Raw genomic sequence first — 12,626 nt, forward strand, 5'->3', positions numbered from 1 at the left:
CTTGGCCAAGGTAGTCTCCACAGAAATCATAATAATGTAGTCGACAAAAACTAATAGATTATATGAAATACTAAATGTTGTCTTAAGACTTACGCAAATAAAATGTAAATGCTTGATTTAAATGTAACCGTAATATTAAGTAATTATTAATTCGCATATGTTAATTTTTAAAGTGTAAACAGTTGTTAGTCAATATGTATAGGTTGTAATGTTAAATTAATGTTACGTAAGTGTTGATTAAATGTTACGAAATGCGTATCTTTACTGTATTAATGTTAAATACCCCATGATTATGAAAAAGTTTATTTTATCTCTGGCCTTTTTAGTAACTGTGGTTTCTTTTGGACAACAAAAAAGAGACTTAAAGTTTAATAAAGATACCAATTTAATTGAAGTAACTTACTATCATGACAATGGAGAGGTAAGCCAAACAGGGTTTTACACTACAGATGGTAAATTACAAGGAGAATGGTTGAGCTTTAATGAAGAAGGCAAGAAAACGGTTTCAGGTAATTATGATAATGGGAAAAAAGTCGGCAAATGGTTTTACTATACTGGTGAAACTGTAAAAGAAGTAGATTACAATGCTAATGAAATAGCAAGTTTAAAAGAAACAAACGTGAAGAACGATAAGGGTCTTTAAAATGTAAATACTAAACATAAAAAAGCCTCCCGATTGGGAGGCTTTTTTATGTTTTATAAAGAAGCTTATATTATAAGCCAGCATTAATCCATGTCCAAGCAGAGATGTCTAATGCGGTAGCATCTTTACCAGAATTTAATGTGTAGAAAGTAGTTTCTCCAGTAATTAAAGTAGCATCTGCTGCAGATCCTGCTATGATTACATTTGAAGTAGCTCCACCGTCTTTCATGTCTAAATCAACATCATAACCATTTAAGTGTAATCCAGTTATTGTTCCTCCAGATTCTTTTTTAAACTGTAATGCAGTACCACCAACAGTAGAGATTGCTGTAATGTTATTGAATTTAGGGTTTCCGTTAGCTTTATCTCCTTCAAAAGCAGTTGAGAAACCAGCTACAGTATGAGAGATGTAAGCGTTATCTACAGTTCCGTTCCAACCTTCTGTCCAGTCGATAGCATCATCACTGTTGTTTTCTAAATATAAGTTAGTTACCGAAGCAGTACCTCCGAAGAACTCAATTCCGTCATCATCACCGTTAATTACCGCAATGTTTTCTAATACAGTTTCAGAGCCTACAGCGTATAAAGATACACCGTTGTATTGAGACTCAGAGTTAATTTGAGCACCAGTTCCTTTAAGTACTAAGTTTTTAACAGAACCAGAGTTATCGTTGTCTGTAGTACCTCCATAAATGAAACCTCCAATTTCAGCAACAGCGTTAACACCTGCAGACGTTGTTGCGTTACCACAAATGGTTAATCCACCCCAGTCTCCAGGGTTACCAGCAGCAGAAGCAATAACTACAGGGTTAGCTGGTGTACCTTCTATAAAGATTTGACCACCTTGTAAAACAGCAATGTAAACTCCAGTACCACCATCTCTAGCAGTAATTTTTGTTCCAGCAGGGATTGTTAAAGAAGCACCATCTTGTACGATGTAAGATGAGTTTAATGTATAGCTTACAGAAGCATCTAGAGTAACCTCTCCAGTAACCGCACCTTGTAATACAGCAGTATCAAAAGATAAGTCTGATGCTACCCAGTCAAAATCAGCAACATCTACAGTAGGAACAACAGAAGTGTTTAAAGCAAAAGTATATGCACTTTCGTCTACATCTGTAGTTGTTTCATCATCTTCAACCATTGCAACAGGTGTGTACCCATCAACAAATACTACGTTTGAAGTTGCTCCAGCATCTTTCATATCTAAGTCTACATCATATCCACTTAAAGATAAACCAGTAATTGTTCCACCAGATTCTTTTTTGAATTGCAATGCAGTACCTCCAACAGTAGAGATAGCTGTGATGTTATTAAATTTAGGATTTCCGTTAGCTTTATCACCTTCAAAAACAGTAGAGAATCCAGCAACAGTGTGTGAGATATAAGCGTTATCTACAGTGCCGCTCCATCCTTCTGTCCAGTCGATAGAATCATCACTATTATTTTCTAAATATAAGTTAGATACCGATACAGTTCCACCAAAGAACTCAACACCATCATCATCACCGTTAATAACAGCAACGTTATCTACTAAAGTACCAGAACCAACAGCGTAGAAAGATACCCCGTTATACTGAGACTCAGAGTTAATTTGAGCACCAGTACCAACAATTTGTAAATATCTAATGATACCAGAACTATCTGAATCGTCGTTACCACCGTAAATGAAACCACCTACTTCGGCAACAGCATCAACACCAGCTGTAGTTGTTGCGTTACCACAAAGTGTTAATCCACCCCAGTCTCCAGGGTTACCATCGGCAGAAGACATAATTACTGGCTTGCTTGCCGTTCCGTTAATGTTTATCTGACCACCTTTTAAAGCAGCGATGTATACGTCTGTTCCACCATTATCAGCAACAATTGTTGTTCCGGCAGGGATGTTTAAAATAGCTCCCTCGTCAATAATGAATGAACCTGTTAAATCGTATTGTACAGCAGCATCAAGTGTATAAGACTCTTTTAAAGTACCGTTTAATACTCCAACTTTTAAGTTAGCCATTACTTCAGTATCGCCACCTCCAATTGGAGCAGGATCTTCAGAGTCACAACTTGTAGCTACAACTAATACTGCCGATGCAGTAAAAGCTTTGAATAAATTTAGGAATGATTTTTTCATTTTGTTTTTAATTAGTTTTTTGTTGTGCTTTTTCAAAGCAAAATAATTTCGTCGCAAAGTAAAGGACTAAGTGTTTGTTCACTATTAACCTAATATTAAAACTAGGTTACCCTTTGCTTTGCGACGAATGTGTTTTGTTAACTCAATGTTAACTTATTTATAATGTGTATTTTAAACTTAAGCTTAATAAACTTCCTTTCTTGTAAGACTGTACAGTTTCGTTAGTTTCAATTCCTGTTGGAATGTCTCTGATTAACTGTGTTTGCTCGATTTCTGGGTTTAATAAGTTTCGTCCAACAAATTTAATTTGTAGGTTTTCTGTAATCTCTTTACTTACTACTAAATCTAGAGTTACAAATCCTTTTTCGATGATTTGATCGTTGTAAAGTACATCGCTGTTGTCGAAATCTTCAGGAGAACCTAAAGCAAAGATTTTATCAGATGAATAGTTACCAGTTAAAGAAGCGTTGAATTCTCTTTCTGTATTGCTGTTATAGCTTAACGATCCGTTTAAAATTAAATCTGAAGCCCCTTGTAAATCGGTTTCTGTAACATCTTTATACTGATAGTTTTCGTATAAATCTTGATTGAACCACATTTTGGTAACGTTAGCATTAAAGTTTAACAAGCTTTCTTCTTCATCATTTTTAATTAAATCGAATCTTGTTTCTAATTCTAAACCAAAAACTTCAGCTTGGTCACCTGTGTTTTGATATTCGAATACACCTGAGGATCCTCTACTTTGTGCTAAGTTGATTGGATTTTTAATTTGTTTAAAGAAACCTGTAGCTGAAATTAATTCGCCTTTAGTTGGGAATAATTCATACTTTAAATCCATGTTAAATACATCAGATTTCTCTAAGGTAGGTGTACCTCTTGTAATACGACCAGTTGGAGAAACGTACTCGAATGGAGCGATTTCCTTAAACTCTGGTAAGGTTTGTGTTAAACTAGAAGCTAAACGTAAATATTGTTTTTCGTTTAATTCATACTTTAAGTTTACACTTGGGTAAAGTCCTGTATATTCTTTTGTAGTTTGCCCTACACGACCAACATAGTTGTTAACATCCCAAAGTACGTTAATCTCATCTCTTTCAAAACGCACACCGGCATTACCAGAGAAACGTTTGTTAATTCCAAAATCTAAGTTAGCATAACCAGCCATGATGTTTAGGTCGGCATCGTAACGGTCTGCAACACCTTCGCGTAATACTAAACCGTTTTCAAAATTATCAGGTGTAAAGGTTAACGAGAAACTATCTACATCTGGTACTTGGAAACCACGAGCTCTTACTCCAATAAATTGAGAGCTAAATACACGATCTTTTTGACGGAAGTCTGCACCAACATGTAATTTGAATGGTGACATGTCGTCTTCATCTAACTTACCGAATTCGATAGCGTCAGAGATATAAGCGTTGTATTCTGTATCTTCAATTTTTTGGCTAGATTTTCTTTGTTGGTAATCACCAACGTGAGCATATTGTACATAGCCTTCTTCTTCAAAAATGTTAGCTTCATTTCTAATTCTGTTAGGCTCTTGTGCGAATACGTAGTTAAAACCTCCAGCCCATTTTAATTCGTTTTTCTCAGAGATATGATGAGTACCTGCTAATTGATTAACTAACATGGTAGTTTGTTTGAAGTTTTGGTCTCTAACAAAAGCACCATCTTCTTTAGGGTCTTGATCGAAAACATAACCTTCACCGTTTCTACCTTGCTCGTAAACCTGGTCGTTACTGGTGTTTACCGATAAACTCGTTAATCGAATGTTGTTGTTATCGTCAAGCTTTAAGCCTAAATCAACATAACCTGTAGAGCTTGTTCTAGTGTTATATTGCTCTACGTCGTTAAATGAGTTATCTAAAACGTTTGATCTGTAACTTTTAAATACACCTTCTCTATAGTCGTAAGATTTCGAGTGAGAACCAGCAGCAAATAATTTTACTTGTTTTCCGAATACATCAAATTTTGTACCTCCAGATAATTTAATACCGTAGTTTCCAATATTTTTTGTGTTTACAGGTTCCCAGCCTTGTCTGGTAATTAAATCTACAAGTGCGTATTTTTTTTTGTGGAATCCGAAAGTCGCATCTTCAGAAACGATACTGGTTTTAAAACCGTTTTTACCTAAAACGTTAGTATTGTATCCAGATGATAATTGGATGTCGAATTCTTTTGAAGAATAGCCTTTAGATGAAATATCAACGTTACCAGAACTTTGATCAGCGTAGCTAGATGTAGCGTATGTTTTGCTAATACCAACATTTTCAATGATATTAGTAGAGAACAGGTTTAAGTTGATGTTTTTATTGTTAACATCATCAGAAGGAATTGGTAAACCGTTTAATGTAGTTGATAAATAGCGGTCTCCTAGACCTCTAATATAAATATCACCAGATCCTTCACTTTTAGTAACTCCCGATATTTTTTCAGTAGCCGCAGATGCGTCAGATACTCCAATTTTAGATAAACGTTCAGCACCAATACTTTCTTTAATAAGAACGGCTTTCTTTTGCTCTAATAATAAAGCCGTTTCACTTTCACGTTTTGTAGTTGTGGTAATAACAACCTCACTTAATGAAGCTGCACTAGCACCCATAGGTACGTTAACTTCGGTTACTTTACCTGCTGTAATTGTAACGTCAATTTCTTGTGTTTCGTAACCTACGAAACTAAAAATTAAGGTGTAGTTGCCGGCTTGTAAATCTTCAAGACTATATAATCCATCGAAGTCTGAAGTTGTACCAGTAGTGGTACCTTTAATAATAACATTAGCAAAGGCTAATGGTTCGTTATTGTATTCCTTATCAGTAAGTTTACCAACCACAGAACCAGTGGTTTGGGCGTATGACATTGCTCCTACTAAAAGCATTAGCAATACAGTAAATTTTTTCATAAAATGTTAGTTTTTATCTGCTGCAAAGAACGTTACGTTGTATGAACGCAGCGTTACCTAGAAGTTAAACAATGGTAATAAAAGCGTTATGTTAATGTTATGAGATTTAATGTTTGTAAACGTTAACTTAACATTGGAAGTTTGTAAAAATCAATAAAGTTTTAATGTGATTTTGTAATAAAAAACAGCCATTAAAATAACAAAGCCAATAACTTGGTTATTGGCTTTGCAGACTACTCGAATATATATTTTTAATCCCTAATATATACTATATTTTAATTACCCTTGTGGTAAAGCTTTGTCTCCTTTATCAGCAGTGCTGGTTAATAATGCTAGCTCGTCTAAAGAGATGGTGCTAGCTGCTAACGATAGTTTTAATTCAGTGGGCTCAAAAGCATCTACGTGAACGTTAATTTCTTTTGTTTCGTAACCTACAAAACTACAAACTAGGGTGTAATCTCCAGCTTCCAGGTTTTCTAATAAAAACAATCCGGTTTGATCGGTGTCTACTTTTGTTTCTGTTCCTTTAATGGTTACGTTAGCTAAAACTAAAGGCGCATTATTTACCTCGGCATCCATAATTTTTCCAACAACTAAGCCTGTGTTTTGGCTAAAAGATAGTGTTGAAATTAACATTGCGGCTACAAAAAATAAACCTTTCATTTATATGAATTTTTTTAATAGACTGCAAATTAAAAGTTTAAAGACGAGCATTGTGTTATGTAAATATTAAACAATCTTTATTTAATGTTATCTTAACGTTAATAAAGCTTATCTGAACACAGTTATTGAGAAATAAAACCCGGGTAAATATTGGTGAATTTAACTATCTTGCCATGCATTAACATGATATTATGAACTGGGAACAACTATTATCTTTAAAACGTTTTGGCGATACAAATAAACGACTTAGAAAAGAGCAGGATGAAACACGTTTAGGTTTCGAGGTGGATTACGATCGTATTATTTTTTCATCAGAATTTAGAAGTTTACAGGATAAAACACAGGTGATTCCCTTATCGGAAACCGATTTTGTTCATACCCGATTAACACACAGTCTGGAAGTTAGTGTGGTTGGTCGCTCACTAGGTCGTTTGGTTGGTAAAAAGTTATTGGAAAAACACCCGCATTTACAAAAAGTGCATGGTTATCAGGCTAACGATTTCGGAGCTATTGTGGCTGCTGCTGCCTTAGCACACGATATTGGAAATCCGCCGTTTGGGCATTCGGGAGAAAAGGCTATTGGCGAATTCTTTAAAACAGGTGAAGGCCTAAAGTATAAAGATCAACTAACAGCTAAGGAATATCAGGATTTATGTGATTTTGAAGGAAATGCTAACGGATTTAAAATTTTAACAGAAGATCGCGCCGGACGAATAGGAGGGTTACGTTTAAGTTATGCGACGCTTGGAGCCTTTACTAAGTATCCTAAAGAGTCGTTGCCTAAAAAGCCAACAACGCATATTGCTGATAAGAAATACGGGTTTTTTCAAAGTGAAAAGGAAGCATATGTTGATATTGCCGAAGAACTTGGTTTGATTAAGCGTAGTGAAGATAGTGTTAGTTATGCACGTCATCCTTTAACATTTTTAGTCGAAGCGGCAGACGATATCTGTTATACCATCATCGACTTTGAAGATGGTATTAATCTAGGGCTTATTCAGGAAGAATATGCATTAGAGTATTTGTCCAAAATCATTCGTCATACTATAAGACCGGAGAATTATTATGCCTTATCCACCAAAGAAGATCGTATAGGGTATTTGCGCGCCTTGGCTATTGGCTCTTTAATTAATGAAGCGGTCGATATCTTTATGGAAAATGAAGAAGCTATTTTAAATGGCGATTTCGATTGCGCATTGCTAGACAAAAGTAAATACGAAGCGCAGATTAACGATATCATTAAAATAAGTATCGAAAATATTTATCAGTCTACTGAAGTCATCGATAAAGAAATTGCAGGTTACGGTGTGATTAATACCTTATTGGAAACCTACACTGCTGCGGTGAACAATAGTTTTAACGGTACGGCTTCTAATTATGACGAGCTTATATTAAATGGTCTTCCGAAGAATATAAAAAACAATAGTCCAAGCTTGTATGCTCGCCTTTCCGGCGTATGTTACTACGTCTCTTTATTATCTGATAGCAAGGCGATTTTAGATTATAAAAAAATAAAAGGAATTAGTTTTTAGTGATTATAATATGATATTGAATAGGTATCCTGAAATGATAATACACAGGGTTACCACACTAAAAAATATGGCAATTAGTTTTAAGGTCATAACCTTTTTTAATAGCATAGCTTCGGGTAACGATAAGCCAACCACACCCATCATAAAGGCAATGGCTGTTCCTAAAGGAATGCCTTTAGAGACTAATACCTGAACGATAGGCAGGATGCCTGATGCGTTCGAGTACATGGGTACTGATAAAATAGTAGCAAGTGGAACCGCAAACAGGTTGTCTTTAGCCATGAATTTTTCGAAAAAGCCTTCAGGAATATAGCCGTGCATGATTCCACCAATGGCAATTCCGACAATTACATATGGTACTATGCCTTTTAGAATGTTTAATACTTCAGTCCATATTATAGGTAAACGTTGGGTGAAGGTTTGCTTTTCTGCTTTAAATAAGTCTTGTTCTTTTTGTGCGTTTGCCAAAATATCTTTCACCCAGGGTGTTAAGTAGCCTTCAAGTTTTAGATTTTGAAGAATGATTCCGGATATGGTGCCAAGCAATACGCCGCTAATTATATATAATAGTGTCGTTTTTATTCCGAATAAGCCTATAAATAAACCAATAGCCACTTCATTTACTAAAGGCGAGGTAATTAAAAAGGCGAATGTAACTCCTAGAGGGATGCCTCCTCTTACAAAACCAATAAATAAAGGAACCGAAGAACAGGAGCAAAATGGTGTAACCACTCCAAAAAGACTCGCCATAAGGTATTCCAGGCCGTATAGTTTTTTTCTTGATAGATAATTTTTAACCTTATCTATGGGGAAGTAGCTATTTACAATACCCATAAAAAAGATAACAATAACGAGTAAAATTAGAATTTTGACGGTATCATAAATAAAGAAGTTTAAAGCTTCAGCCAGATGTTGTTCTTGGTCTAAATCTAAGAGGTCGTAAACCAGCCAATCTGCTATATGTTGCAACCAATCAAACATAATTACGGATGTTTGAAAGTTGTTTTGTGACTTTCAATATGTAAAGTTTTAGTAAAACAATCCATGGTTAGATTTTTACTAGTTTAAAAGGGCAAGTACTTCGTCTTTTGTAGGCACTCGTCCTTTTATGGTAATGACATCGTCAATAACTAAAGCAGGTGTTGTCATGATGTTGAATTTCATGATTTCTACAATATCTTCAACTTTTTCAATGCTTGCATCAATATTATTTGTGCTAACAACGTCTTTAACAACATTGGTCATCGATTGGCATTTCGGGCAACCGGTTCCTAAAATTTTAATTACTTTACTCATGATTTTATATATAATTATTGATAGCAGATACGGGGTACAACCCAATTGTAAAATTACGATAGGGATTTAAAATGCTATGTGACTTTTGTCACCTTTTTAGATGTTTTTGCCGGAGAGGAGACGGCTAGATTTTGTTGCGATAAGAAGTCGGCAAATCAGGTCTTTAAAATGTCGTTTAGCAATTTTGATAGATGTTGGGCATCTAAACCAATTTGTTGTTGAAGTTCAGAAACACTGGCATGGTCAATAACAGCATCCGGAATTCCTAAAACTTTAATATCGTTTTTATAATGGTTAGAAGCTGCAAATTCTAAAATTGCCGATCCAAATCCACCTTTAATTGAATTATCTTCTATGGTAATAAGTGTTTTATGATTTTTGAAGATGTTATGAAGCAGTCGTTCATCTAAAGGTTTTACAAAACGTAAATCGTAATGGGCAATCGACTCAGGATTGTTAGATTGGTCAATGGCTTCGGTTACATTTTTAGCAATGGTTCCAATACTTAAAATGGCTATTTTATCACCTTCTTTTAGTGTAATTCCGGTTCCAATTTTAATGGCTTTAAATGGTTGCTTCCAGTCAGCAGTAATACCACGACCCCTTGGATAACGAATAGCAATCGGGTGGTTTAGGCCTAATTGTGCTGTGTACATGATATTGCGAAGCTCCATTTCATTTCTTGGCGCGAAAATAATCAGATTCGGAATACATCGTAAATATGATAAGTCGTAAACCCCATGATGGGTCGCGCCATCTTCACCAACCAATCCCGCACGATCCAAACAGAATATTACAGGCAGGTTTTGAATCGCGACATCATGGATAATCTGGTCGTAAGCGCGCTGTAAAAATGTGGAATAGATATTACAAAACGGAATTAATCCTTGAGTGACCATACCAGCAGCAAGGGTAACCGCATGTTGCTCTGCTATACCTACATCGAAAGCACGGTCTGGCAGTTGCGCCATCATGTATTTTAATGAACTGCCCGTTGGCATAGCGGGAGTAATACCGACAATATTTTTGTTCTGCTTAGCTAATTCTACTATGGTATGCCCAAATACATCTTGGTATTTTGGGATTTTCGATGTCGATTTCGGAATCAGTTCTCCCGTTTCAGAATCGAATTTTCCCGGTGCATGGTATCTAACCTGGTCTTCTTCAGCTTGGCGTAAGCCTTTGCCTTTGGTGGTAATAATGTGTAAAAACTTAGGGCCTTTTACCGTTTTTAAACGTTCTAATTCTGAAATTATAGCATCGAAATCATGCCCATCAATAGGTCCGGAATAGTCAAAATTCAGGGCTTCAAATATATTGTCTTGTTTTTGAGTGCCCTTTTTAACGTTGGTTAAATACATTTTTAGAGCGCCAACACTCGGATCGATTCCTATGGCGTTATCGTTTAAAATAACTAAAAGGTTAGCATCTGTTACGCCGGCGTGGTTTAAACCTTCAAAAGCCATACCGCTAGCAATGGAAGCATCCCCAATAACTGCAATATGTTGCTTTTCGGTTTCGCCTTTTAGTTTTGAAGCAATGGCCATGCCTAGCGCTGCAGAAATTGAGGTCGAGGAGTGACCAACACCAAAGGTGTCATAAATACTTTCGTCGCGTTTTGGGAATCCGCAAATCCCTCCTAATTGGCGATTCGTGTGAAACGCTGCTTTACGTTCTGTTAATATTTTATGCCCGTAAGCCTGATGGCCTACATCCCAAATCAGTTGGTCATCTGGGGTATTAAATACATAATGCAGTGCAATGGTTAATTCTATGACGCCTAAGCTGGCACCTAAATGCCCTTCTTTAACAGCGACGATATTAATAATAAACTCACGTAATTCCTGAGCCAATTGTGGTAATTGCTCAGGCTTTAAAAGACGCAGGTCTTTAGGAGAATTAATACTATGTAATAGGGTGTTTTGCACGAGGCAAAAATACAGATTTTATTAGTGTTAGTTTTGAAAATTAAATGAATAATGATTCAAAAGGAATAAATAATATGGCAGAAAATTATGCTGAAAATTAAGAATGTCGTAAAAATATTGTAATCTTAATCTTTAATATGAGACAATTTTGTAAATAAAAACTTATTATTTTATGTTTGATTCACTATTAACCAAATTTATAAAATCATGAATTTATTATCAAAATTAGCCCTAGTTTTATTTGTATCTACTTTTGTTGCTTGTAGTAGTGACGACGAAGGTAACTTTCCAAGTGAAAATGAAGTACCTACAAGTGCTGAAGACATCAATCCCGAAACCTCTGGTCAAGAGGATGGGATTCAAGAGGGGAGTTTTTCTATTGTCGGCTACTGGGTAGGAACTGGGTATGTTGAAGAAGGGGAAACCTATTCTCTAGGAGCTGATGATTGCGGAGAACATTTAACCTTTGATAATAAGGGTATAATGTCTGAAAATTACGAAAATATTGAAGGAGAATGTGAATTAGATGAAACAGTTTTTGGAGCATATACTCGTGATGGGGGAAAACTAAATGTTTTTATTGAAGGAGACCAAGTTGCTTTAACTATTGAAGTAACTGAAACGACTTTAAAGCTTTCAGGTTCTGATAATGGCGAAGCATGGACAGATATTTTTACTAGAATAGATTAAGTTGAAGTCTTAAATATAATTTGTAAACCTATGATGTAAACGTCATAGGTTTTTTTATTTTAGTACTTTACTTATCATATCCATGGAAAACCCGTTTGACGACACCTATTTTATGAAACGCGCGCTGCAGGAAGCCGAACTGGCCTTTGAAAAAGGTGAAATTCCTGTTGGTGCTGTTATTGTTATTGATAATAGAATTATTGCACGCGGACATAATTTAACCGAAACTTTAAATGATGTAACCGCCCATGCCGAAATGCAAGCAATTACGGCGGCTGCTAATTTTTTAGGAGGGAAGTATCTTCAAAATTGTACGTTGTACGTCACTTTAGAACCTTGCCAGATGTGTGCCGGAGCCTTGTACTGGAGTCAGATTTCTAATATTGTTTATGGAGCCAGAGATGAGCAACGGGGTTGTATTAATTTGAATACTAAGTTGCACCCTAAAACTATCATGAAGGGTGGTGTTTTGGAAGCTCAAGCTTCAGAATTAATGAAACGTTTTTTTATTGAAAAACGAAATTTGAACTAACCAAGTTAAAAATAGAGCTAAGTTCAGGGTAATGTTTAAAATGTGTGCTCCAAGCGCAGCTTTATAGGGGTGCGCTTAAACAATTAGTATTTCTTCTCTTCTTGCGATTTACGCATTTCTTCTAAATTTTCTTTTGTAATCATATAGTCTTTAATGTTTTTGTCTTTCCAGCGGTAATACGCAAATAGTGGAAATGCCACAAAAAAAAGCCCCATTACGCCAAAGCCAATAAGTTTTTGTGAATATGAAGTGTCAATAACCAGGCCTGCAATAATGCTGGTAAAAACTAAAAGGAATATGATAATGATAAGATATTTCATG

At 35.6% G+C, this 12,626-nt stretch carries 11 protein-coding genes; 4 read left to right on the forward strand and 7 right to left on the reverse strand.

Annotation, left to right across the window (positions count from 1 at the left end; genetic code table 11):
• Positions 1-292: 292 nt before the first annotated feature.
• Complete coding sequence (locus tag ICJ85_RS12105; protein ID WP_188224059.1) at positions 293-643, forward strand: toxin-antitoxin system YwqK family antitoxin; 351 nt, start codon at positions 293-295, stop codon at positions 641-643.
• 70 nt (positions 644-713) lie between these two features.
• Here ICJ85_RS12105 and ICJ85_RS12110 read toward each other — a convergent pair whose 3' ends face one another.
• The 3 genes from ICJ85_RS12110 to ICJ85_RS12120 all read right to left on the reverse strand — a co-directional run bounded on the left by ICJ85_RS12110 (position 714) and on the right by ICJ85_RS12120 (position 6,327).
• Positions 714-2,765 (reverse strand): hypothetical protein, encoded by a 2,052-nt coding sequence (locus ICJ85_RS12110; RefSeq protein ID WP_188224060.1) that lies wholly within the window; start codon positions 2,763-2,765, stop codon positions 714-716.
• Positions 2,766-2,922: 157 nt separating this feature from the next.
• Positions 2,923-5,664: a TonB-dependent receptor gene (locus tag ICJ85_RS12115; protein WP_188224061.1), complete on the reverse strand. Its 2,742-nt coding sequence runs from the start codon at positions 5,662-5,664 to the stop codon at positions 2,923-2,925.
• Positions 5,665-5,943: 279 nt separating this feature from the next.
• Complete coding sequence (locus tag ICJ85_RS12120; protein ID WP_188224062.1) at positions 5,944-6,327, reverse strand: carboxypeptidase-like regulatory domain-containing protein; 384 nt, start codon at positions 6,325-6,327, stop codon at positions 5,944-5,946.
• Between the two features lie 191 nt (positions 6,328-6,518).
• On the opposite strand from ICJ85_RS12120, the gene dgt reads away from it, so the two are divergent.
• The gene (dgt, locus tag ICJ85_RS12125) at positions 6,519-7,859 is read left to right on the forward strand and encodes a dGTP triphosphohydrolase (protein WP_188224063.1); all 1,341 of its coding nucleotides are present in this window, start codon (positions 6,519-6,521) and stop codon (positions 7,857-7,859) included.
• A 3-nt stretch (positions 7,860-7,862) separates the two neighbouring features.
• Here dgt and ICJ85_RS12130 read toward each other — a convergent pair whose 3' ends face one another.
• From ICJ85_RS12130 to dxs, 3 genes are all read right to left on the reverse strand, one after another.
• A complete protein-coding gene (locus tag ICJ85_RS12130; protein WP_188224064.1) occupies positions 7,863-8,840 on the reverse strand; it encodes a permease in 978 nt (325 codons plus the stop codon).
• A gap of 78 nt (positions 8,841-8,918) precedes the next feature.
• Positions 8,919-9,155, reverse strand: a complete 237-nt coding sequence (locus tag ICJ85_RS12135; protein WP_188224065.1) for a thioredoxin family protein — start codon at positions 9,153-9,155, stop codon at positions 8,919-8,921.
• A 155-nt stretch (positions 9,156-9,310) separates the two neighbouring features.
• Positions 9,311-11,083, reverse strand: a complete 1,773-nt coding sequence (gene dxs, locus ICJ85_RS12140) for a 1-deoxy-D-xylulose-5-phosphate synthase (protein WP_188224066.1) — start codon at positions 11,081-11,083, stop codon at positions 9,311-9,313.
• Positions 11,084-11,290: 207 nt separating this feature from the next.
• Here dxs and ICJ85_RS12145 point away from each other — a divergent pair, with 207 nt between their 5' ends.
• Both ICJ85_RS12145 and ICJ85_RS12150 read left to right on the forward strand, forming a co-directional pair.
• Positions 11,291-11,773 (forward strand): lipocalin-like domain-containing protein, encoded by a 483-nt coding sequence (locus ICJ85_RS12145; RefSeq protein WP_188224067.1) that lies wholly within the window; start codon positions 11,291-11,293, stop codon positions 11,771-11,773.
• 82 nt (positions 11,774-11,855) lie between these two features.
• Entirely contained in the window at positions 11,856-12,305 is a 450-nt protein-coding gene (locus ICJ85_RS12150; RefSeq protein WP_188224068.1) for a nucleoside deaminase, read from the forward strand.
• Positions 12,306-12,388: 83 nt separating this feature from the next.
• On the opposite strand, the gene ICJ85_RS12155 is transcribed toward ICJ85_RS12150, so the two are convergent.
• Positions 12,389-12,625: a hypothetical protein gene (locus ICJ85_RS12155; RefSeq protein WP_188224069.1), complete on the reverse strand. Its 237-nt coding sequence runs from the start codon at positions 12,623-12,625 to the stop codon at positions 12,389-12,391.
• Position 12,626 lies beyond the last annotated feature (1 nt).

The sequence above is a fragment of the Aestuariibaculum marinum genome, from assembly GCF_014596975.1.
In the GTDB taxonomy this organism is placed as follows: Bacteria; Bacteroidota; Bacteroidia; order Flavobacteriales; family Flavobacteriaceae; genus Aestuariibaculum; species Aestuariibaculum marinum.